Source organism: Pseudomonas sp. H2_D02 (genome assembly GCF_054677635.1).
Genome location: NZ_CP162816.1, coordinates 1,416,548 through 1,439,704, shown reverse-complemented (window position 1 = coordinate 1,439,704; position 23,157 = coordinate 1,416,548). Strand labels below are relative to the sequence as shown.

Here is a 23,157-nt window from a genome sequence, read left to right as displayed (position 1 = left end):
CAGCTTCTACGCAGTTTCGTGCCAGCTGTAGAGCGGTGTGTCGCCGCCGCTGATGACTTTTACATCCGGGCTGTGGCGCAAGCGCACCAACAAGCGCTTGCCTGACGAGGCGCTGCCGGTCAGGCCTTCGAGTTGTTCCAGCAGGTCCGGGCCGCTCAGTTGGCCGGCCTTGCGCAGCAGTTCCTTGGCGATCTGCCATTGGGCATCATCTTGATTCGCCGGTTTGGCCGCAGGTGCCACTGCACTCTCGGACTTGGCCACTTGCAACTGCGCGCCGAGCTGCGCCCAGTCGTCCTCATCCATTTCGATCGTCAAGTCCACCGGCCACTCGCCGACGGTTCCGCGTATCCGCAACATTACCGTGCTCCCGAAGATTTCATGTTCGCATGCTCCCATGGGCCTTGCGCGACGCCAAGCAGACGGTCAAACTCTGCGCACTTTCGTTATAAGATTACATAACCTTTTCGGAGACTCGTCATGCGTCGTCTGCTTCTCGCTTTGCCGTTCGCCCTGCTGCCATTGGCCGTCGCTCACGCCGCGGTGGAGCATGACCATGACCATGACCATGACCACGAACACGGCAGCCTCGGCGCCCATGAACACGGCGTCGCTCGACTGAACGCCGCCCTGGACGGCCAGACCCTGGAATTGGAACTGGAAAGCCCGGCGATGAACCTGGTGGGTTTCGAACACGCCGCCACCAGCGATGCCGACAAGGCCAAGGTCGCCGCCGTGCGCGCGCAATTGGAAAAACCACTGGCGCTGTTCACCCTGCCAGCCGCCGCCAAATGCACCGTGGCCCAGCAGGAACTGGAAAGCCCGTTGTTCGGTGATGAACCGGACCATGAAGACCATGACGAAGACGCCGATGGCGACGAACACCATGGCGAACACAGCGAGATCCACGCCCACTATCAATTCACCTGCGCCACCCCTGGCGCCTTGAAGAACCTGGACTTGGCGACGCTGTTCAAAACCTTCCCGGCCACCCAGAAAATTCAGGTACAACTGATCAGCCCGAGCGGCCAGCAAGGCGTGGAAGTGACGGCCAAGGCGCCAGCGTTGAAATTCTGACTCACCGAAAACCTCATGTGGGAGCGGGCTTGCTCGCGAATGCGCTTAAGCACATTTAACAGTGATGTCGCCTGGCACCGCTTTCGCGAGCAAGCCCGCTCCCACAGGGGGGCTCCCACTACTCTGAAAAACCGGCGATATGACCCAAGCACTCATCGAACTGTCCAACCTGGGCTTCAGTTGGCCCGGGCACCCGCCCTTGCTGGATATCCCGGCGTTTCGCCTGGAAGCCGGCGAAACCGTGTTCCTCAAGGGCCCGAGCGGCAGCGGCAAGACCACCTTGCTGGGGCTGCTGGGCGGCGTGCAGACACCGGATCGCGGCAGCATCCGCCTGCTCGGCCAGGAACTCAGCGAACTGGGCGCCGGCCGCCGCGACCGCTTCCGTGTGGACCACACCGGCTACATCTTCCAGCAGTTCAACCTGCTGCCGTTTCTCTCGGTGCGCGAAAACGTCGAATTGCCCTGCCACTTTTCCAAACTGCGCGCGCAACGGGCTATCCAGCGTCACGGCAGCATCGACCAGGCCGCCGCCACCTTACTGGCCCACCTGGGGCTGACCGATCCAAGCCTGTTGGAGCGGCGCGCCGATTCATTGTCCATCGGCCAGCAACAACGGGTCGCTGCCGCCCGCGCCTTGATCGGCCAACCGGAACTGGTGATCGCCGACGAACCGACTTCGGCCCTGGACTACGACGCTAGGGAAAATTTCCTGCGCCTGTTGTTTGCGGAATGCCGCGAAGCCGGGTCGAGCCTGTTGTTTGTCAGCCATGACCAGAGCCTGGCGCCGCTGTTCGACCGTAACCTCTCGCTGGCCGATCTCAATCGCGCCGCCACGCCACTCGAGGTCTGAGATGTATTTGTTCCGTCTAGCCATGGCCAGCCTGGCGAACCGCCGCTTCACCGCGATCCTCACTGCGTTTGCCATTGCCCTGTCGGTGTGCCTGCTGCTGGCGGTGGAACGCGTGCGCACCGAGGCGCGGGCCAGTTTCGCCAGCACCATCAGCGGCACCGACCTGATCGTCGGCGCCCGCTCCGGCTCGGTGAACCTGCTGCTGTACTCGGTGTTTCGCATCGGCAACGCCACCAACAACATCCGCTGGGACAGCTTCGAGCAGTTCGCCAAGAACCCGAAAGTGAAATGGGCGATTCCCATGTCCCTCGGCGATTCCCATCGCGGTTATCGGGTGATGGGCACCACCGAGGCCTATTTCGAGCATTACCAGTACGGCCGCCAGCAACACCTGGAACTGGCCGATGGCCGGGCGTTCGCCACCGATCCATTCGAAGTCGTGCTGGGCGCCGAAGTAGCCGAGGCGCTGCATTACAAACTGGGGGACAAACTGGTGCTGGCCCACGGCGTCGCGGCGATCAGCCTGGTCAAGCATGACGACAAGCCCTTCACCGTGGTCGGGATTCTCAAGCGCACCGGTACGCCAGTGGACCGCACACTGCACATCAGCCTCGGCGGTATGGAGGCCATCCACATCGATTGGAAAAACGGCGTGCCGGCCCAGGGCAATGGCCGCATCAGCGCCGACCAGGCCCGCAATATGGATCTCACGCCCCAAGCGATCACCGCGTTCATGCTTGGCCTCAACAGCAAGATCTCGACCTTCGCCTTGCAGCGCGAGATCAACGAATTCCGCGGCGAACCGCTGCTGGCGATCCTGCCCGGCGTGGCGTTGCAGGAATTGTGGAGCCTGATGGGCACGGCGGAAAAAGCCCTATTCGTGATTTCGTTGTTCGTGGTGCTGACCGGGTTGATCGGCATGCTCACGGCGATTCTCACCAGCCTCAACGAGCGCCGCCGGGAAATGGCGATCCTGCGCTCGGTGGGCGCACGGCCGTGGCACATCGCGAGCCTGCTGGTGCTCGAAGCCTTCGCCTTGGCGCTGGCCGGCGTCACTGCGGGGCTGGCGTTGCTGTACATCGGCATCGCCGCCGCCCAGGGTTACGTGCAGTCTGCCTATGGCTTGTACTTGCCGCTGGGCTGGCCAAGTGAATATGAATGGACGCTGCTGGCTGGCATCCTGGTCGCCGCCCTGTTGATGGGCAGCGTGCCGGCCTGGCGCGCCTATCGCCAATCGTTGGCCGATGGCCTGTCGATCCGTTTATGAGGAAGCCGAAGATGCCCCGCGCCGTGCTTGCGCTGTTGATGCTGGTCGCCGCCCTGCCCCTTTGGGCGGCCGAGCCGAGGGACCTGGCCTGGTCGGAAATGATCCCGCCGGACGCGCCACCGGAAGTGCCGAACATGACGCCGTTGCACGACCTGTCGAAGATGAGCGATGCCCTGGCTGCCGAATCCGCCCCTGCGGCCAGGCAGGACCTGCCCAACGCGCCGGTGGTCAAGGCCCTCGATGGCCAGCAGATTCGTTTGCCGGGCTACATCGTGCCGCTGGAAGTCAGCGAAGAAGGTCGCACCACGGACTTTTTGTTGGTGCCGTACTTCGGCGCCTGTATCCATGTGCCGCCTCCGCCGTCGAACCAGATCGTCCATGTGAAAAGCGAAGTCGGGGTCAAGCTCGACGAGTTGTATCAGCCGTACTGGGTCGAAGGGCCGATGCAGGTCAAGCCGTCCACCAGTGAACTGGCCGATGCCGGGTATCAGATGGAGGCTGAGAAGATTTATGTGTATGAGCTGCCGGAGTGAATCCGGTGGTGATGGGTTGTTGATGAGATAGCTATCGTCGGATGGGGCCCTCAAGGTTTGCTCATCATCATTTCATTGAGCTGAGTCAATTAAACACCCCCTGACTCATTGAGCTGAGTCAAAAGACCGGACCAGACGGCTTCGTACCATGGGACATCAATTTTCGATGCCTTCTGGAGCCCTCAATGAACAAGTCCTTGCTCAGCGCTTCCCTTATCGCGCTCGCCCTCGCCGCCCCACTCGCCCAGGCCCATACTGCCGGCGACATCATCGTTCGCGCCGGTGCGATCACCGTCAACCCGGACGGTGACAGTTCCAGCGTCAAGGTCGACCGTGGCCCGCTGGCCGGCACCGACCTGGGCGGCAAGGCGACCATGAGCAGCGACACGCAACTGGGCTTGAACTTCGCCTACATGCTCACCAACAACTGGGGTATCGAATTGCTGGCGGCCTCGCCGTTCGAGCATGACGTAAAAATCAAAGGCACCGCCCTTGGCGCCGCAAACAACAAGCTCGGCACCCTCAAGCACCTGCCGCCGACCTTGAGCCTGGTCTACTACCCGCTCGACGCCAAATCGGCCTTCCAGCCTTATGTCGGTGCGGGCATCAACTACACCTGGATCTATGACGAGCACGTCGGCAGCGAAGCCAGCGCCAACGGCTTCAGTAACTTCCGCGCGAAAAACAGCTGGGGCATGGCCTGGCAAGTCGGTGCGGACTACATGCTGACCGACAACATCATGATCAACGGCCAGATCCGCTACATCGACATCGACACCACTGCGTATGTCGACAACAACGCCGTGGCCGGCGGTACCCGGGCCAAGGTGGACGTCGATGTGGATCCGTTCGTCTACATGGTGGGGTTGGGTTACAAGTTCTGAGCCTGAGCACCATCGCGAGTTGACAACACCCTGTGGCGAGGGGATTTATCCCCGCTGGACTGCGCAGCAGTCCCCTGGCTGGTCGACCTTGATCAGCCTGACACGCCGAGGTGGCAGCTTTTGGGGCTGCTGCGCAGCCCAACGGGGATAAATCCCCTCGCCACAACGTGGTAGGCCGTGACAAAAAAGGCGCCTCGAGAGGCGCCTTTTTCATGGCGGAAACTCAGCGCCCCAACAATCGCGCCAGCCCCACGCTCATCGGCGTCTGCTTCGGAACGCTGAAACGCTCCAACAGGCGACCGTTGTCGGCGCGCGAATGACGGATGTCACCGGAACGCGCCGGGCCGTGGCTGATGGTGGGCAAGTCACCCACCACTACCGCCAGGGCCTGGAGCATCTGCTTGAGCGTCGTCGCCTGGTTCCAGCCGACATTCACCGCGCCCACCCCCACTTCAGGCTTTTCGATGGCCTGGACCAACACGTCCACCAGGTCCTCGACATAGACGAAATCCCGAGTCTGCTCGCCATCACCGAACACGGTGATCGGCAGGCCTTTCTGCGCGCGCTCGCTGAAAATGCTGATGACGCCTGAATAGGGCGAGGATGGATCCTGGCGTGGGCCGTAAATGTTGAAGAAGCGGAACACCGCTGGCTCCAGATCGTGCTGGCGACGATAGAAGTCGAAATAGTATTCGCTGGCCAGTTTGTCCGCCGCGTAGGGCGTGAGCGGTGCCTTGGGGGTGTCTTCGTCGATGGACTGGCCTTCGCCGTTGTTGCCGTAGACCGCCGCGCTGGAGGCGAACAGCACCCGTTTCACGCCGCTCTGGCGCATGGCTTCGCAGACATTCAGGGTGCCGATGAAATTGCTTTGGTGCGTGCGCACCGGATCATCCACCGAGGCTTGCACCGAGGCCACCGCCGCCAGGTGCGCCACGGCACGGCAACCGGCCATGGCCTGGGCGACCAGCGCAGCGTCGGCGACGTCGCCTTCGATCAGTTCCACCGCCGGGTTGTCCAGCGGCAGGTTGCTGCGCTTGCCGGTGGACAAATCATCGAGAATGCGTACCGAGTGCCCTTTGGCGAGCAAGGCGTCGGTCAGGTGCGAACCAATGAAACCCGCGCCGCCGGTAATGAGTACAGGGCCGTCAGCCATGGCGATAAAACCTATCCAGTAAGCTCGGGAGCGCGGCGCGCCAGGCGCGGGGCTTGATCCCGAAGGTGTGCAGAATTTTCTTGCAGGCCAGGACCGCGTGTTGCGGTTCTTCCGCGGCGTCCGGCCTTGCGGCATGGGCCTGGGGCGTGGGCGACTCGATCGCCAGCGGATGCAGGGCCCGCGCTTCGGTGAGAATCGCCTGGCCCAGCGCCAGTGGCGTGGTCGCTTCATGCCCGGCGTAATGATACGTGCCCCACAGCGGCGCGGCACAATCGAGTTGCTTGAGCACCGAGATGATCACCCGCGCCGCATCGTCAACCGGCGTCGGATTGCCCCGACGGTCATCGGCCAGCAACAACTCGTCGGGCTGTTCGGCCCGGGCCAGGAAACGGCCGAGGATGCCGTCGGCACTGTCATCCAGCAGCCAGCCGAAACGCAGCAATACATGTTGCGGGCAGGTGGCGCGCACGCTTTGCTCGATTCGCCACAAGGCCTGGCCACGCAGGCCCAGCGGCACGGGCTCGTCCTTTTCGCTGTAGGCGGTGGCGCGGGAGCCATCGAATACGCGGTAGCTCGACGGTTGCAGCAAGACGATGTTGTGATGCTGGCACAGTTCCGCCAGGCGCTCGACCGCCCGCTCCTGGCTGGCCAGGCGCTGCTCACTGACAGTCTCGGCCTGGAACCAGTCGAAGTAGTACGCCAGGTTGATCAAGGCGTCCGGCCGGGTGTCGTCGAGCAGTTGCGTCAGGCTCGCGGCATCCCAGCCGTCTTCGGGGGGCGGGGGGCAAGAAAACCGATGTCTTCTTCTGCACCGAGGCGAATCAGCGCCTGCCCAAGGGCATTTCCGCCGCCCAGTAACATAAGGCGCATTCGCATAAAGTCAGCAGGCCCAGTCTGTTGGCACAAGAATTTGGTCGACAACGCCCGAGGGCGTCGTCGGAATCGTTGCATTTTGCGGGTTTAGTGCGCAACCGTCATCCGTAAAGTGCAGATCTCCGGGTTTGCCGTTTTCCAAGGCGGTTGCTGAGCTCTTGTGGCGAGGGGATTTAGCGAAACGTCGCACCGCCCCGCTGGGCTGCGCAGCAGCCCCAACCAAGCAAATGAGGCGAGCCTGACCCACCCAGGTGTTAATTAAAGGGACTGCTGCGCAGTCCAGCGGGGATAAATCCCCTCGCCACTTGCATCATCCCCACCCCACCCGCCTAAACTGCCCACATGAATCTGCCCCTTGCAGCCGACCACGCCATGGCAGGCTTTCACCCCGCCGTTCGCGCCTGGTTCAGCCAGACATTCCCGGCGGTCACGGCCGCCCAGGCCCGGGCGTGGCCGTTGATCGGCCAGCGCCGTTCGGTGCTGGTCGCCGCTCCAACGGGTTCGGGCAAGACCCTGACCGCATTTCTCGCAGTGCTGGATGACCTGGTGCACCGCGGCCTGGAGCAAGGTGGCCTGCCGGACGCGACGCTGGTGGTCTACGTCTCGCCGCTCAAGGCCCTGAGCAACGACATCCAGATCAACCTGCAGAATCCCCTGGCCGGTATCACCGAGCAGTTGCAGCGAATGGGCCTGCCGCCCTTGCCCATCACCACCGCCGTGCGCACCGGTGACACCCCGCAAAAAGAACGCTCGGCGATGCGCAAGACCGCGCCGCACATCCTCGTGACCACCCCCGAATCGCTCTATGTGCTGCTCGGCTCCGATTCCGGCCGGCAGATGCTTGCCAGCACCCGCACGGTGATCGTCGATGAAATCCACGCCATTGCCGCCAGCAAGCGCGGCAGCCACCTGGCCTTGAGCCTGGAACGGCTGCAAGCGCTGTGCGCCGAACCGCTGATGCGCATCGGCTTGTCCGCCACGCAAAAACCCATCGAAGCGGTGTCACGCTTTCTGGTCGGCGAAGGACGCACCTGCGAAATCGTCGACATCGGCCACGCCCGCCCGCGGGACTTGGACATCGAGGTGCCGCCGGTGCCGCTTTCTGCGGTGATGGCCAATGACGTCTGGGAGCTGGTCTACAACCGCCTCGCCGAGCTGGCCCGGGCGCACCGAACCACGCTGGTGTTCGTCAACACGCGGCGGCTGGCCGAACGCCTGAGTCGTCACTTGAGCGAACGCCTGGGCAAGGACGCCGTGGCGGCCCACCACGGCAGCCTGGCGAAGGAGTTTCGCCTCGACGCCGAGCAACGCCTCAAGCGCGGTGAATTGCAGGTGCTGATTGCCACGGCGTCGCTGGAGCTGGGCATCGACATTGGCGATGTCGACCTGGTCTGCCAGATCGCCTCGCCCCGTTCGATCTCGGCGTTCCTGCAAAGGGTTGGCCGCTCCGGCCACCAGGTCGGCGGCACGCCCAAGGGGCGCCTGTTCGCCACCACCCGCGACGACTTGATCGAATGCGCCGCCCTGCTCGACTGCGTGCGCCGTGGCGAGCTGGACATCCTGCACATCCCCAGGGCGCCGCTGGACGTCCTGGCCCAGCAGATCGTCGCCGAAGTCAGTTGCCAGGAATGGCATGAACAGGCGTTGCTGGAAATGTTCCGCCGCGCCTCGCCCTACGCGGAGCTGGACGAAGCCCACTACCAGGCCTTGCTGCAAATGCTCGCCGAGGGACTCAATGGCCGACAAGGCGTGCGCAGCGCCTACCTGCACCGCGACGCCGTGACCCGGACCTTGCGCGGGCGCCGGGGCAGCAAACTGACGGCGGTGACCAGCGGCGGCACTATCCCGGACAACGCTGACTACAGCGTGCTGCTCGAACCACAGGGGTTGAACATCGGCAGCGTCAATGAAGACTTCGCCGTGGAGAGCATCGCCGGCGATGTGTTCCAGCTGGGCAATACGTCCTATCGCATCATCCGCGTCGAGACCGGCCGCGTGCGGGTCGAGGACGCCCAGGGTCAACCACCGACCATCCCGTTCTGGCTCGGCGAAGCCCCGGGGCGCAGCGCCGAGTTGTCTCAGGCCGTCGCCCGCCTGCAAGCCCAGCTCGATCAACTGCTCGGCGCCACGCCGGGTAATCTGCAACCGGCACTCGACTGGCTGACAGGCACCTTGCACCTGAACCTTGCCAGCGCCGAGCAGATCCTCGATTACCTCGCCCCGGCACGCCTGGCCTTCGGCGCCCTGCCGTCCCAGGACACCTTGGTGATGGAACGGTTTTTCGACGAGTCCGGCGGCACGCAACTGATCATCCATACGCCCTTCGGCAGCCGCATCAACCGCGCCTGGGGCCTGGCCCTGCGTAAGCGTTTCTGCCGCACCTTCAACTTCGAGTTGCAGGCCGCCGCCAGCGAGGACGCCATCGTGCTGTCGCTGTCCACCAGCCACAGCTTCGAACTGGACGAGGTCTGGCGCTACCTCAACAGCCAGAGCGCCGAGCAGATCCTGATTCAAGCGGTATTGGATGCGCCGCTGTTCGGCGTGCGCTGGCGCTGGAATGCCGGCGTGGCCCTGGCGTTGCCGCGCTATACCGGCGGGCGCAAAGTCGCGCCACAGATCCAGCGCATGAAAAGTGAAGACTTGATCGCCAGCGTGTTCCCGGACCAGATCGCCTGCCTGGAAAACCTCGCCGACGAGCGAGAGATTCCTGATCATCCGCTGGTGGAGCAAACCCTGGACGATTGCCTGCACGAGGCGATGGACAGCGAAGGCTGGCTGGCGCTGTTGCGGCGCATGGAAGCGGGTGAGATCCGCCTGGTCAGCCGCGACCTGCCGGCGCCCTCGCCCCTGGCGGCAGAAATCCTCAGCGCCCGGCCTTACACCTTCCTTGACGACGCGCCGCTGGAGGAGCGCCGTACCCAAGCGGTGATCAACCGCCGCTGGAGCGATCCGCAATCCACCGACGACCTCGGTGCGCTGGACGCCGAGGCCATCCAGGCCGTGCGGGAAGAGGCCTGGCCGACGCCGACCAATGTCGATGAAATCCATGAAGCGTTGATGAGCCTGGCCTGCATCGCCGACAGCGAAGCCAGTGCCGAGCCGTCTTGGCTGGACGGGCTGCGGACCCTGGCGGAGCGCGGCCGCGCCAGTCACATTCAGATCAGTGACGAGCGCGGCCTGTGGGTGCCGCTGGAGCGGCTGACGTGCCTGCAGGCGATTTATCCACAAGCCCAATGGCAGCCGCCGCTGACACCGCTGCCGGGGTTCGATGAGCCGTGGGACAGCGACGAGGCCGTGGTGGAAGTGCTGCGCGCGCGGCTCAGTGCCTTTGGCCCGCAGCCGTTGACGGCGATCGCCTACCCGCTGGGGCTGTCGCCGGCGCAAGCGACCCAGGCCCTGGCTCAGCTCGAACAACAGGGGTATGTGCTGCGCGGTCGCTTCACTCCGGGCACCGCTCAAGAGGAGTGGTGCGAACGGCATCTGCTGGCGCGGATCCACCGCTACACGGTCAAGCGCTTGCGCCGGGAAATCGAGCCGGTGATGTTGCAGGATTTCATGCGTTTCCTGTTCGACTGGCAGCATCTGTCGCCGTCCAGCCAGGGCCGCGGCAACGCGGTGCTGCCGTCGATCATCGGCCAGTTCGAAGGCTACCCGGCCGCCGCCTCGGCCTGGGACAGCGACCTTTTGCCAGCGCGAATCAAGGATTATTCGCCGAGCTGGCTCGACGAACTGTGCCGCAGCGGCAAGTTCGTCTGGACGCGCCTGAGCGCTCGTCAGAAGTTATCCGCCAGCGCTTTGCGCAGCACGCCGATCGTGTTGCTGCCGCGCGCCAAGGTCGCGCTGTGGAGCAGCCTGGCCGAGCAGACACCGATCAGCGAACTGTCGCTCAAGACGCAAAAAGTCCATCAGGCCCTCAGTGAACATGGCGCGTTGTTTTTCGATGAATTGCTGCACGAGGCCCATTTGCTGCGCAGCGAACTGGAAATCGCCTTGCAGGAACTGGTCGGTGCCGGGCTCGTGAATGCTGACAGCTTCGCCGGGCTGCGGGCCTTGATCACCCCTGCCAGCAAACGCCAGGCCCGTAGCAGCCGGCGCGGACGCGGGGCGTTTGTCGGCGGCATGGACGATGCCGGGCGCTGGGCCTTATTACGCCGCAGTTCACCCGCGCCAGAACCCGGCAACCGGCCCGCGCCCACACCGCCCGAAACCCTGGAACACATCGCCATGACCCTGCTGCGCCGTTATGGCGTGGTGTTCTGGCGCCTGCTGGAGCGCGAGGCCGATTGGTTGCCGAGCTGGCGTGAATTGCTGCGCACGTTTCATCGTCTGGAGGCACGGGACGAGATTCGAGGCGGGCGCTTCGTCAGCGGGCTGGCCGGCGAACAATTCGCCTTGCCCGAAGCCATCCCGCTGCTGCGCGACGCCAGGCGTCGACCCACCGATGGCAGCCTGGTGGCGGTGTGCGGGGTTGATCCGCTGAACCTAGCCGGCACGTTGTTGCCCGGGGCGAAAGTGCCGGCGCTGGCGAGTAATCGGCTGGTGTATCGGGATGGGTTGCCGGTGGCGGCGCTGGTGGCGGGCAAGCAGCAGCTATTTGTGGAGTTGGATGCAGAAGGGATGGCTGGGGTCAGGAACAAGCTCATTCAGAAAAATTGAGGGTGTCTGGCCGGGCCCCTTCGCGAGCAAGCCCGCTCCCACAGGGGGCTGTCCATTCACCACAAACCTACTGTGGGAGCGAGCTTGCTCGCGATGAGGCCATAAGCCTCACCACAAACCTGAAGTAATTATTGAGCTTGATCAGCCTGCTCGCCCCCTGCCTTCGGCTCCTCAACCAACCGCTTCGGCAACACCACCTGCTGTGGATAAGTCTGCGCGAAGTGCACCGACGGCTCGTTATCCACAAGCTTTTTCAATCGCTGGTTGAATGCCCGGCTCACCGCGTACTGCCCGCCCGAGACCGTGCGGAACTGGGCCGTGAGGACTACGCCGTTGAGGTCCATCTTGTCCACGCCGAACACATCCAGCGGCCCTTGCAGGTTGAACTTGAGGAACGGGTCCTCGGAAATCGAATCGCCGGCCTCGCGGATCAATTCAATGGCACGGTCCACGTCGGTGTCGTAGGTGAACTGCACCGAGAAAAATGCAAAGGCGAATTGCCGGGATTGGTTGGTCACGGCCTTGATTTGCCCGAACGGCACCGAATGCACGAAACCCTTGCCATCGCGCAGGCGCAGGGTGCGGATGGTCAGGCCTTCGACGGTGCCGGCATGACCGGAGCTGAGCACCACCCAGTCGCCGATGGACAGCGTGTCCTCGATGATGATGAACAGTCCGGTGATCACATCTTGCACCAGTTGCTGCGAACCGAAACCGATCGCCAGCCCGACCACGCCGGCACCGGCGAGCAATGGCGCGACGTTGATGCCGAGGTTGGCCATGGTGGTGATCGCGCAAATCACCACCAGGATGATTTTGGCCGCGTTGCGCAACAGCGGCAGGATGGTCTTCACCCGGGTGCTGGGTGCCCGGGCGCCGCGCTTGTTGAGCGGAGGTTTCAACGCCTCCTGGATCGCCGTGTCGAGCACTACCCACGTCAGCCAGGTCACCAGGAAGATCAGGCCGATGCGGCTCAGGGAATCGCTGATTGCCCGTCCCACGGCGTTGCGCGAGGCGAACTCGAACAAAGAGATTCCCCAGATCCGTCCGAGCACTTCGATGAATACCACGGCCATGACAATCCGCAACAAGGCGTGCAGCAAGCTCAACAGCCGCCCCTTGTAGGCGCTGTTGCGCTGGATGGCCTCGGCCTTGGGCGATTTGAAGATGTGCTGGAACACGGTGCTGAGGAACACCGTCGCGATCAGCAGGAGGGTGGTGAACAAGGCGCAACGCAGGGCCTTCTGGTTGTCTTCGCCGACACCGATCAGGCTCACCGCCGAGACCAGTACCATCAGCAGGATCGGCCAATACCAGAGCCCGGAAAAAATCCGCAGTGATTCCTGCAAGGCCGGTTGCTTGAGACGCTGGGCCAGCGGTCGATTGCGGATCAGATGGGCCACGGGCCGGCGCATGTGGATCACCAGCCAACCGAAGATCAGCGAAGCCGACAGCCCAGTGAACACCGCGACGCTGCTGGTGATATTGCCGCCCAGTTGGCGGGCGATCTGCGGGCTGGTCAGGGCATCGCTGAGGGCCGCCAGGAAGCCGATCAGGAACAACGGCCGTGGGCTGAAACGCCGGATGATCGCCACGGCACGGCGTTTGTGGCCGGCGTTGAACATCACGATCACGCAGAGCAGCACCGATGTGGAAACAATGCCGCTGCTGGTGGCGTAGGCGAAACACAGCGCGAGGGCGCGACCGACCGAGACTTGCAGGAAATGGCTGACGTAAAGGGTCAAGGGCAGGCAGGCCACGGCCGGCAAGGTGTACGGCAGCAGATAACCGAGCAGGTCCCGCAACCGCTGGCGAGTGCGTAGCCAGCGGCGCCGACCGAGACGTCGCACCAGCAAGCGCGCACCGGCGCAGAGCAGCGCGAAGGTCCCCAGCCACACGCCTGACAGCAACAGGAAATCGCCCGCTATCCGCCAGGACGAACGGGACGTCTGGTCCACCAGTCGATCGACCTCGTCAGCCGCCCGATCCGCCCGCAGGCGCCAGGCATCCACCAGGCTCTGGTCGAGGTCGAGCTTGTCCTGGACATCGTCGATGCTGGAACTGATTGCTCCCAATAAGCCGCCTTGCACCAGCGGTTCGGGCTCGGTCGGGGCTTCGGCAGGCTTGGGGAGGCCAGGGACCGCAGCGGTCCCGTAGGCGCTGGTGCCGGTCATGGCCAACAGCAATAGCAGCAATACAGTGCTCAATCGAGACAAAACGCGGGGCTCCTTCGCACGGGGTCGGTAAGGAACTGATCAACAAAGGGGCGGCAAGTTCGCTGATATCTGTTTGGTCCGGGGACATGGTGGACACATGTTCGGAGACATGGTGGACAGTTAACGAAGCCGTTTACCTGATATTACGGATCGGACGTTCATGTCAATTTGTGCAACACGATGCCTACCCCAATAGACATCGTGCTTGCCGTCCTCCAAGGTCCTGCGCAAGCCCACACGCTCACCTGTAAAGGCCCGGCCCAGCTTTAACTCCCAGCCGCGCCAGTTGAGTTCTCCGTTAGCCTGGACGGTCCGAACTTCGTCATCGTCGCCGTATTCCAGTTCCGGTAACGCCTCTTGATAGCACAGCTCGCTCTGTCGGTACCGGGAGGCCGGAACGTTGTGATTCAGCGCTTGGTGAGGGCGTTGGTGGTTATAGACTTCCCGCCAGTGGTCAAAGGTTTGCTGAGCTGCGTCGAGGTCAATCAGTGTTCTGTCGGTGAGTAGTTCCGCCTTTAGGCTTCGATGAAAACGTTCGAGCTTACCCTGGGTTTGGGGGTGATAAGGCCGCGAGTGCGACACCTCGATACCTTGGCGCATCAGCCATAGCTCAAGGCCTGTGTAGGCATCTCCCTCGTGTCCCCAAGGTGGCCCATTGTCCATTGTCATGCGACGGGGCAGCCCGTAACGCCGAAAAGCACTGACCAAGTGGCCTTGCACCGTTTCCCTTTTTTCGTTTGCGCAGGCGGCAATTATCAGCGAAAAACGCGAATGATCATCCAGCAAGGTCAATGGATGACAACGCCCTGCACGCATGCCGACATGGCCTTTGAAGTCCATTTGCCAGAGATCGTTTGGTTGAGGATGCTCGAACCGAATGAAAGGTTTAATCAGAGATGCAGCGGGATCAATTCGATCGTTGCGCTTGAGGATGGCGTGCACGGTGCTGGGCGCCGGCATGACATGGCCTTTTTCTTCAAAGTACCGCTTGATCTTCCGGGCCCCCCAGGCAGTGTGTTCCAGGTTCAACTCCAGAATCTGTTTTTCAGGAGTGGCAGTAGTTTTTCCAGGTGAGGACAGCGGCCGTCGGGACTGGTCAATCAAGCCGGCAGCGCCTTTTTCCTCGAAACGTTTGAGCCACTTGTAGCCAGTCGTTCGGCTAATGCTGTAACGGCGACAAAGTTCTTTTATGTTCGCCCCATCTTGGCGGGCTAAGGAGACGAACTCAGTACGAAGCTGCAAGGCAGACACCTCTTTCCAGGACACACGACATCTCCAGATGATCAATGTGTCGTATTAAAAAGTGTCCACTATGTCCCCGAACAGGTGTTAACCATGTCCCCGGACCAAACAATATCCCGTGGCGAGGGGATTTATCCCCGCTGGGCTGCGAAGCGGCCCCAAAATCTAACGCCTCGGTATGTCAGGCTGAATGTGCTCCGCCTGTTGGGGCTGCTGCGCAGCCCAGCGGGGATAAATCCCCTCGCCACGGTACTTCACCGTTTGCGCCACCATCGGTAAGGCCATCGAAACTTTCCAGCCCGCCCGGCGGTCATCAAAAGACACAGGCAGTACGAGGTCATTGGCACGGGAGGGATACATGACGGCGATCCACATTGGCATTTCCGGTTGGCGCTACACGCCCTGGCGCGGAGATTTCTATCCCAAGGGGCTGGCGCAGAAACGAGAACTGCAATTCGCCTCTCGAGCGGTCAACAGCATCGAAATCAATGGATCGTTCTACGCCCTGCAACGCCCCGAACGGTATGCCCAGTGGTACGCCGAGACGCCGCCGGACTTCGTGTTCAGCGTCAAGGCGCCGCGCTTCATTACCCACATCAAGCGCCTGCGGGACATTCACAAGCCGCTGGCGAATTTCTTCGCGTCCGGGGTGCTGGAGCTCAAGGAAAAACTCGGCGCCATCCTCTGGCAGTTTCCACCCAGCTTCAAATTCGACCCGGAACTGTTCGAAGACTTCCTCAAGCAACTGCCCCATGACACCCAGGCCGCCGCCGCGCTGGCCCGGGAGCACGAGTCGCGCCTGGACGGCCACGCCAGCACCGAGACCGATAAAAAGCGCCCGCTGCGCCATGCCGTGGAAATCCGCCACGAAAGCTTCATCGACCCCCGCTTCGTCGCCCTGCTCAAACGCTACGACGTTGCCCTGGTGGTCGCCGATACCGCCGGAAAATGGCCCTACCGCGAGGACGTCACCAGCGACTTCGTCTACCTGCGCCTGCACGGCGCCGAAGAGTTGTACGCCAGCGGCTACACCGACGAGGCGCTCAAGCGCTGGGGCGACCGGATCGAGGCCTGGAGCCACGGCACGCAGCCGAGCGACGCACAGTTGATCGATCCGAAAAAGAAACCCCGGCCGCGCAAGAGCCGGGAAGTGTTCTGCTATTTCGACAACGACATCAAAGTCCGCGCGCCCTACGACGCGCGCCACCTGCTGGAGCGCTTCGACCTGGACAAGCACCTCGCCACCGCTCCCGGTGTGCGCCCGGCCGAAGGAGTATTGCCATGAGCACGCCAGAATCCAGCGAAGCCACCCGCGAGCCGCTGCACGATTCGGCGCAGCGACTGCTCGACGGAGTCAATCGATTCACGGTGCTGACGGTCAACACGCATAAGGGCTTCACCGCGCTGAATCGGCGCTTCATCCTGCCGGAACTGCGCGAAGCCGTGCGCAGCGTGTCCGCCGACGTGGTGTTCCTGCAGGAAGTACACGGCACCCACGAACACCATCCCCAGCGCTACAGCAACTGGCCGAGCATCCCGCAATATGAATTTCTCGCCGACACCCTCTGGCCGCAGTTCGCCTATGGGCGCAACGCGGTGTATCCGGCGGGCGACCATGGCAACGCATTGCTGTCGAAATTCCAGATCATCCGCCACGACAACCTCGACGTGTCCATCAGCGGCCACGAAAGCCGCGGCATGCTGCACAGCGTGCTGCGCCTGCCGAACGCTGACGGTGGACGGGACGTGCACGCCATTTGCGTGCACCTGGGGTTGCGTGAAGGCCATCGCGTCGAGCAACTGAAGCTGCTTTGCCAACGCTTGAGCGAATTGCCGCCCGAAGCACCGGTCATCGTTGCCGGCGACTTCAACGACTGGCGTGGCAAGGCCAATGACCTGCTCGCGCCCTGCGGCCTGCGGGAGGTATTCGCCGAACAGTGGGGCAAGCCGGCCCGCAGTTTTCCGGCGCGCCTGCCGATCCTGCGCCTGGACCGCATCTACGTGCGCAACCTCAAGGCCCATCACGCCAAGGTATTGAATGTACGTCCCTGGTCGCACCTTTCCGACCACGCACCGCTGTCGGTGGAGATCGAATTATGAACGCGACGATGGACAAGGCGACGGTGGAAAAGGTCGAGGTGCCGCCGACCGAACGCAACCCGGCGCTGGCCGACGTCGAATACGGCTGGCACGGCAACAACCGCGTCACGCTGCTGGAAAACGGTGAGGAATATTTCCCACGGGTTTTCGAAGCGATTCGCCGCGCCCAGGAAGAAATCCTCCTGGAGACGTTCATTCTGTTCGAGGACAAGGTCGGCTTTGAACTGCGGGATATATTGGTCGAGGCGGCCAAGCGCGGCGTACGCATCACCGTCAACCTCGACGGTTTCGGTTGCGGCGAGCTGAGCACGGCGTTTCTCGCCTCGTTGAGCGACGCCGGGGTACGCCTGCAGATGTTCGATCCGGCCCCCCGGCACCTGGGCATCCGCACCAACTGGTTCCGCCGCCTGCACCGCAAGATCGTAGTGGTGGACGGGGTGATCGCGTTCATCGGCGGAATCAACTTTTCCGCTGACCACCTGGGCGACTTCGGTCCCGAGGCCAAGCAGGATTACTCAGTGGAAATCAAAGGTCCGGCGGTGGTGGATATCCATCACTTCGCGCTGCTGCAAAGCGGTCGGCCAGCCCGGGCCAAGTATTGGTGGCAACGTCGCCGCAGCCGCCGCACCGAGTTGGCCTTCAACGACCATGACGGCCAGGTGCGCCTGGTCTACCGCGATAACCACGAGCATCAGACCGACATCGAAGAGGTCTACCTGCAAGTGCTGCGCAGCGCCCAGCGTCGGGTGGTAATCGCCAACGCGTATTTCTTCCCCGGTTATCGGTTGCTGCGCGAGATCCGCAACGCCGCGCGACGTGGCGTGGAGGTGCGGCTGATCCTGCAAGGGCAACCGGACATGATGATCGCCAAGCTCGCGGCGCGGATGCTCTATGACTATCTGATCAAGGCCGGCGTGACGATCTACGAGTATTGCGAGCGGCCGCTGCACGGCAAGGTCGCCTTGGTCGATGAAGACTGGAGCACGGTCGGTTCGAGCAACCTCGACCCGCTGAGCCTGTCCCTGAACCTGGAAGCCAACGTGCTGATCCGCGACCGGGCGTTCAACCGCGAACTGTTCGAGCGCCTCGATCACCTGAGCCGCAATCACTGCACCGTCATGCCCGAAAATCACGCCCGTCGCGGGCGGCTGTGGCGCATGACCATCGGTTTCATGGTGTTCCACTTCCTGCGTCATTTTCCGGCCTGGGCCGGATGGTTGCCGGCCCATAAACCGCGTCTGAAACCTTTTTCGCCGCCGACGGCGGTCCGGAGCGAACCCCATGAACCACTCTGAAGCGCACACCGCGCCGAGAGATGCCCAAGCCCCGGAACAGGCCAAGCCGAAGTCGCGCTGGAGTCGCTGGAAACGCCCGCTGACCCTGGCTTTTTTCCTGCTGCTGATCGTGCTGTTCACCGCCCTGGCGCGGCGCATCGATTGGTCCGAGGTGTTCACGACCCTGGCGGATTTCAAGCTGCGCACTTTGCTGATCGCCGCCGCGCTGACCATCGCCAGCTTCATCACCTATGCCGGCTTCGACCTGATCGGGCGCACTTACATCCGGCAAAAACTGGGCTGGCGGCAAATACTTCCGGTGGGGGTGATCAGTTACGCCTTCAATCTCAACCTCAGTGCTTGGGTCGGCGGCATCGCCATGCGCTATCGGCTGTATTCGCGGCTGGGGGTGAGCACGGGCAATATCGCCAAGATTCTCGGCTTGAGCCTGGCCACCAACTGGTTCGGCTACATGACCTTGGCCGGCGTGGTGTTCAGTAGTGGCCTGGTGACGATGCCTCCGGGCTGGAAACTGAGCAGCGATGCGCTGCAAGGCGTCGGAGTGCTGCTATTGCTAATCAGCGCCGGCTATCTGCTGGCCTGCCGTTTCTCCAAGCGCCGGGCCTGGACGGTGCGCGGCATGGAAATCAACCTGCCTTCGCTGCGCATGGCCGTGTTGCAATTGGCATTGGGGGCGCTGAACTGGTCGCTGATGGCGGCGGTGATCTTTACGCTGTTGCCGAGCAAACTCGAATACCCGGTGGTGCTCGGGGTGCTGTTGATCAGCAGCATTGCTGGCGTGATTACTCACATTCCGGCCGGGCTCGGGGTGCTGGAGGCAGTGTTTGTCGCGCTGTTGCAGCATGAGGTGTCACGGGGCAGCTTGATCGCGGGGTTGATTGCCTACCGGGCGATCTATTTCATCCTGCCGCTGTTGGTCACGGTGGTGATGTACCTGGTGATCGAGGCGAAGGCCAAGGCGTTGCGGGTCAAGCCTGGGGTCAAGTGAGCGGTTGCTTGAATCACGAGGTGCTTGTGCTAGCCTCTTCGCGAGCAAGCCCGCTCCCACAGGGATTCGCAGAGAGTCTGAGCCCGGGTTCACACAGGTCTCTTGTGGGAGCGGGCTTGCTCGCGATGAGGCCCGCCTGAACGCCACATGTCTACCGCTCCTGAATAATGCTCAACCGCTCGCCCACCACCATCTCCGTGATCCAGCTCACCAGGATCGAGGTGTAGGCCTGTTGTGACACGGGGTCGCTCAGGGAATGGTCGGCGCCGTCGATGATCCGATGGGTCAACGAGTGGGTCTGCTGGCACGCCGCTCGATAACTCATGATCGTGGCGTGGGGCACATGGTCATCGGTCTCGGACTCCACCAGCAGCACATCGCCCGTGAATTGCGAGCAGGCCTGCAAGGCCCGGTTGGTGTCGGCGTGGACCAAGGTGCTGCGATAATCGAGCAGGTCGGTCTTGTCCAGGTCACGCTTGGGCGTGTGCCACTGCTCGTCCCGGTAGAGCGCCGGCACCCGCAAGGCCAGCCAGCGCACCGGACGCAACGACGTCAGGATCGAGGCCAGGTAACCGCCGTAGCTGGTGCCGACCACCGCGATCGCCGATGTGTCCAGGCCGGGGTGGGCCAGCAATCGGTCATAGGCCGCCAGCAAGTCCCGCAGGTTGTCCTCCCGCGTAACCCGTGACAACGGAATTCCCGCGCCCCCCGTGTGCCCGCGCAAGTCGAAGGTCAGGCACACGCAGCCCAGGCCGGCGATGCCCTTCGCCCGTTCAAGATCACGTTCCTGGCTGCCGCCCCAACCGTGTACGAACAACACACCGGGGACCTTTGATTTGGGGCTCAGGAAGGTCCCGTTCATATGCTCATCATCGATGGCAATCTGGATGGTTTCACTTCTAGCCGTCATAGGATTGAACCGTTACGTATTTGAGTAGGAAATCACCGTTTTCCGCCGCGCCCCGATAAACCTCCGTCGCGCCGGGGGGCAGCGGCTGATCGGTGTAGGTTTCGACCGAGGACACCCGGACCGCGCGGACCGAAGGATCCTCGACAAACACCTGCAGTGCCGCGAGCTCCGCGCTGCTGGCACCGCCCATTCGCCAGGATTGCTCCAGCACGCCGCCGCGAGGCTGGCCACCAGTATCCGTCCCTTGGGCGATGTCGTAATTGCGCCGCGATGCAAAGAACGTCGGAAATGCCTGGTTGGCGGCGTCATCGAACACCTGGGCCAGACGCACCGCCTCGCGCACATCGTCTTGCAGTTCCAGACCGAGCAACTCGATGTAGCCACCTTGGGCCACCAGCAGGTCGGAACCGCCATAGACCTCCTGCCCTTCGTTGTCATGGGTCAGGTGTTGCACGCCGCAGTAGCTCAAGACCTTGCCGTTGATGAAGCTTTGGCCGACGCTCTGGGTCTTGACCTCACTGAGGTTCTGCTCCAGCACGATGCCCTCGCTGAACACCGCCTGGGCGTCCGGCGCCGCGACGATTTCGTCGAATTGCCCGATGCTCCGGATGACCCGCTGGCCACGTCCGGCGCAAGCATGGATTGGCTTGAAGCGAATCGGTCCGGCGTAAAGCAAATGCTCGGCGGCCTGGCGCGCATCCTTGAGGGAGAACACGCTGACGCCGTCGAGTACAACGCCCCGGGTCAGCTTGGCGAACAGCGGCGACCAACCTTTCGGCGCAACCGCGTCCTTATTCAACAGACCATGGGCGATCGCCTTGGTGCAGATGAAATCGTAATCGACGTAACCGCCCCAGAGATCATCCGGCCCCTTGACGCCCAGGCGCAATGCAGCCTCCGCGCCGATCAGGGTTTGCGTGGGCAACAGGTACAGATCCCGTCCGGCGTGTTGCTGGTTGTCGTAGCTGCCACCGTATTCCAGGCCAAGGATATTCGCCAACCAGCGCGCCAGCGCCCGATTGGTTTCGACTTCATGCAGCGGCGCCTGGGGATTGACCGAGTGAGCTACTACTAATTTGTCACGATGGATCGACGTCATGCGTTGTCCTTTCAACTGCGCTCAATAGCCGTAGCCATAAGGATTGCAGAGATCAGGCCAACGGCACGGCGGAGGACGAACGGTCGAGGAACCGGGGGGTGATGGCGGATGATGTGGCACGGGGCCTGTTTCATTCTGCACGACGAGAAGTGGGGATCCGGCAAATTGCACGACGCCACTGCGGATTCTCTGTGGCGAGGGAGCTTGATCCCGCTGGGCTGCGCAGCAGCCCCTAACGATTAAAATGACACACCGCGGTGTAAGTTCTCTGTGGGGCGCTGCGCACCCAGCGGGAGCAAGCTCCCTCGCCACGGGTCGGTTTCAGCCTTTGGAAGCGCTCGGCGGACTTACCCCAAACCTCGCCCGGTAATCACTCGGCGCCAGCCCGGTGATTTTCTTGAAGGTCGAGCGAAAGGCACCGGGGTCCTGATAGCCCACGGTCCAGGCAATGTGATCGATGGTGCCGTTGGTGAACTCCAGCATTTCCCGGGCCTTGCCGACTCGCAGGTGCTGGCAGTATTCGGTGGGCTTGAGTCCGGTGGCGGCACGGAACCGGCGCAGGAAGGTGCGTTCTTCCAGGCCGGCCTGCTCCGCCATTGCGCCGAGGGAGACATCCACCGCGCCGCTGCGCTGCAGCCAGTGCTGCACCTTGAGGATCGCGCCGTCACCGTGTCCCAGGATCGGCGCGAAATTGCTGCCGCACTGACTCGCGCTGTCGCTGTGCTCGACCACCAGGAATTTCGCCGTGCGCGTGGCGATGCTGGGTTCGAGCAGACGGTCCACCAGCCGCAGCCCGAGCTCCGACCAGGCCATCAGCCCCGCCGTGGTGATCAGGTCACCGTCATCGACGATGGGTTTGTCGGCGTTGAGCTTGATCTTCGGATAACGCGCCGCGAAAGACTTCGCCGACGTCCAGTGGGTGGTGGCGCTGCGACCGTCGAGCAGGCCGCTTTCGGCCAGAAGGATCGAACCCACGCAAACCCCGCCCAATACGGTGCCGTCGGCATGCTGAGCCCGAAGCCAATCCATCAGGACCGGCGTGGCAAGCTTTTCATTGAAGCCGGCAATGGAGGGCGGGATCAGCAAGGCAATAAGCCTGCTCGGCGCTCCGTCCTCGCTGTCGAACACCCGCAGCGGCACCTCACCGTTCTCCGTGCGCCAATGACTCACTCGCAGCCTCGGCAACTGCGCACTGGCCTGCTCGGTCGCGATCCTGGCCGCGACCGTGAACAGATCGGTCAGGCCGTGCACCGCCGCCAATTGCGCACCGGGATACATCAGCACGCCAAGTTCAGCGAATGCCCTTTCCTGCGCCATTGTCAGTTTTCCCTCGCCTATTGTCGTTACGGCCAATCCTCCCATCGCCGGGCTTGGCCAATACTGGCTTCACCGCAATCAACCGAGGAAGTCCCCATGTCCAAGCAAGCGCTCATCGTAGTCGATATCCAGAACGACTACTTCCCCCAGGGAAAATGGCCATTGGTCGGCGTCGAGGCTGCAGCCGACAATGCCGGCAAAATGATCGAAGCGTTTCGTCAGGCTGCAAACCCGGTGGTGCACGTTCGCCACGAATTCACTTCCGACGAAGCGCCCTTTTTCACGCCAGGCTCCGAAGGCGCGCAATTGCATTCCAAGGTACGCAACCGTGCCGATGAGCCGGTGGTGCTCAAGCATTTCGTCAATTCGTTTCGCGAGACCGAACTGCAGGCGATCCTCGATCAGCAAGGCGTTGAGCAGGTGGTGGTGGTCGGTAGCATGAGCCATATGTGTATCGATGGCATCGTGCGGGCGGCAGCAGACCTGGGCTACGGCGTCACGGTGATTCACGACGCGTGCGCGACTCGCGATCTTGAATTCAACGGCGTGGTCGTCCCGGCCGCACAAGTCCATGCCGCGTTCATGTCGGCGCTGGGGTTTGCCTATGCGAATGTGGTGAGTACCGAGCAGTTCCTGAGCGACAGCCAGGCGCAGGCGCAGTGATAAACAGCGAGCAAAATGACTAGGCGTGCGTGGGCTA

18 protein-coding genes and 1 pseudogene are annotated in these 23,157 nt (G+C 62.8%); 11 read left to right on the top strand and 8 right to left on the bottom strand.

The genetic code is table 11. The annotated features are described in order from the left end of the window. Window positions 1-6 precede the first annotated feature (6 nt). Window positions 7-357: a hypothetical protein gene (locus AB4N42_RS06575; RefSeq protein ID WP_258648377.1), complete on the bottom strand. Its 351-nt coding sequence runs from the start codon at window positions 355-357 to the stop codon at window positions 7-9. Between the two features lie 120 nt (window positions 358-477). On the opposite strand from AB4N42_RS06575, the gene AB4N42_RS06570 reads away from it, so the two are divergent. The 5 genes from AB4N42_RS06570 to AB4N42_RS06550 all read left to right on the top strand — a co-directional run bounded on the left by AB4N42_RS06570 (window position 478) and on the right by AB4N42_RS06550 (window position 4,608). Beyond that, window positions 478-1,074 carry a DUF2796 domain-containing protein gene (locus tag AB4N42_RS06570; protein ID WP_258648378.1) on the top strand — a complete coding sequence of 199 codons (597 nt, stop codon included), beginning with the start codon at window positions 478-480 and terminating at the stop codon, window positions 1,072-1,074. A 139-nt stretch (window positions 1,075-1,213) separates the two neighbouring features. Then, entirely contained in the window at window positions 1,214-1,924 is a 711-nt protein-coding gene (locus AB4N42_RS06565; RefSeq protein ID WP_198796666.1) for an ABC transporter ATP-binding protein, read from the top strand. A 1-nt stretch (window position 1,925) separates the two neighbouring features. Next, window positions 1,926-3,191, top strand: coding sequence for an ABC transporter permease (locus tag AB4N42_RS06560; protein ID WP_181288424.1), 1,266 nt, complete (start codon window positions 1,926-1,928; stop codon window positions 3,189-3,191). An 11-nt stretch (window positions 3,192-3,202) separates the two neighbouring features. Next, window positions 3,203-3,724 (top strand): DUF3299 domain-containing protein, encoded by a 522-nt coding sequence (locus AB4N42_RS06555; RefSeq protein WP_198796665.1) that lies wholly within the window; start codon window positions 3,203-3,205, stop codon window positions 3,722-3,724. A 185-nt stretch (window positions 3,725-3,909) separates the two neighbouring features. Beyond that, window positions 3,910-4,608, top strand: a complete 699-nt coding sequence (locus AB4N42_RS06550; protein ID WP_198796664.1) for an OmpW/AlkL family protein — start codon at window positions 3,910-3,912, stop codon at window positions 4,606-4,608. Between the two features lie 223 nt (window positions 4,609-4,831). Here AB4N42_RS06550 and AB4N42_RS06545 read toward each other — a convergent pair whose 3' ends face one another. After that, window positions 4,832-5,761, bottom strand: a complete 930-nt coding sequence (locus AB4N42_RS06545) for an NAD-dependent epimerase/dehydratase family protein (protein ID WP_258648381.1) — start codon at window positions 5,759-5,761, stop codon at window positions 4,832-4,834. Then, window positions 5,754-6,637: pseudogene (locus AB4N42_RS06540) on the bottom strand (sugar nucleotide-binding protein). Before AB4N42_RS06540 ends, AB4N42_RS06545 begins: the two are co-directional and overlap by 8 nt. Window positions 6,638-6,976: 339 nt before the next feature. Between AB4N42_RS06540 and AB4N42_RS06535 the strand changes: the two are divergent. Then, on the top strand, window positions 6,977-11,290 hold the full coding sequence (locus AB4N42_RS06535; protein WP_460115984.1) for a DEAD/DEAH box helicase: 4,314 nt from the start codon (window positions 6,977-6,979) through the stop codon (window positions 11,288-11,290). A gap of 128 nt (window positions 11,291-11,418) precedes the next feature. On the opposite strand, the gene AB4N42_RS06530 is transcribed toward AB4N42_RS06535, so the two are convergent. Both AB4N42_RS06530 and AB4N42_RS06525 read right to left on the bottom strand, forming a co-directional pair. After that, entirely contained in the window at window positions 11,419-13,464 is a 2,046-nt protein-coding gene (locus AB4N42_RS06530; RefSeq protein WP_460116374.1) for a mechanosensitive ion channel family protein, read from the bottom strand. 162 nt (window positions 13,465-13,626) lie between these two features. Next, a complete protein-coding gene (locus AB4N42_RS06525; RefSeq protein ID WP_217860110.1) occupies window positions 13,627-14,772 on the bottom strand; it encodes an IS481 family transposase in 1,146 nt (381 codons plus the stop codon). A gap of 334 nt (window positions 14,773-15,106) precedes the next feature. On the opposite strand from AB4N42_RS06525, the gene AB4N42_RS06520 reads away from it, so the two are divergent. Genes AB4N42_RS06520 through AB4N42_RS06505 form a run of 4 tightly spaced genes read left to right on the top strand, consistent with a single transcriptional unit; the run spans window position 15,107 to window position 19,131 of the window. Beyond that, complete coding sequence (locus tag AB4N42_RS06520) at window positions 15,107-16,033, top strand: DUF72 domain-containing protein (RefSeq protein ID WP_264430814.1); 927 nt, start codon at window positions 15,107-15,109, stop codon at window positions 16,031-16,033. Continuing rightward, the gene (locus tag AB4N42_RS06515) at window positions 16,030-16,848 is read left to right on the top strand and encodes an endonuclease/exonuclease/phosphatase family protein (RefSeq protein ID WP_431147351.1); all 819 of its coding nucleotides are present in this window, start codon (window positions 16,030-16,032) and stop codon (window positions 16,846-16,848) included. Before AB4N42_RS06520 ends, AB4N42_RS06515 begins: the two co-directional genes overlap by 4 nt. Continuing rightward, complete coding sequence (clsB, locus tag AB4N42_RS06510) at window positions 16,845-18,143, top strand: cardiolipin synthase ClsB (RefSeq protein ID WP_407684025.1); 1,299 nt, start codon at window positions 16,845-16,847, stop codon at window positions 18,141-18,143. Before AB4N42_RS06515 ends, clsB begins: the two co-directional genes overlap by 4 nt. Beyond that, window positions 18,130-19,131: a lysylphosphatidylglycerol synthase domain-containing protein gene (locus AB4N42_RS06505; RefSeq protein ID WP_030140480.1), complete on the top strand. Its 1,002-nt coding sequence runs from the start codon at window positions 18,130-18,132 to the stop codon at window positions 19,129-19,131. The genes clsB and AB4N42_RS06505 overlap by 14 nt, the downstream gene beginning before the upstream one ends. A gap of 151 nt (window positions 19,132-19,282) precedes the next feature. Here the strand turns inward: AB4N42_RS06505 and AB4N42_RS06500 are convergent, their stop codons facing one another. From AB4N42_RS06500 to AB4N42_RS06490, 3 genes are all read right to left on the bottom strand, one after another. Beyond that, window positions 19,283-20,041 (bottom strand): alpha/beta hydrolase family protein, encoded by a 759-nt coding sequence (locus AB4N42_RS06500; RefSeq protein ID WP_030140481.1) that lies wholly within the window; start codon window positions 20,039-20,041, stop codon window positions 19,283-19,285. Beyond that, a complete protein-coding gene (locus tag AB4N42_RS06495; protein ID WP_431147349.1) occupies window positions 20,031-21,140 on the bottom strand; it encodes a DUF3182 family protein in 1,110 nt (369 codons plus the stop codon). Before AB4N42_RS06495 ends, AB4N42_RS06500 begins: the two co-directional genes overlap by 11 nt. A 321-nt stretch (window positions 21,141-21,461) precedes the next feature. Beyond that, window positions 21,462-22,457, bottom strand: a complete 996-nt coding sequence (locus AB4N42_RS06490; protein ID WP_460115983.1) for a GlxA family transcriptional regulator — start codon at window positions 22,455-22,457, stop codon at window positions 21,462-21,464. A gap of 96 nt (window positions 22,458-22,553) precedes the next feature. Between AB4N42_RS06490 and AB4N42_RS06485 the strand changes: the two genes are divergently transcribed. Further along, entirely contained in the window at window positions 22,554-23,120 is a 567-nt protein-coding gene (locus AB4N42_RS06485; RefSeq protein WP_460115982.1) for a cysteine hydrolase family protein, read from the top strand. Window positions 23,121-23,157 lie beyond the last annotated feature (37 nt).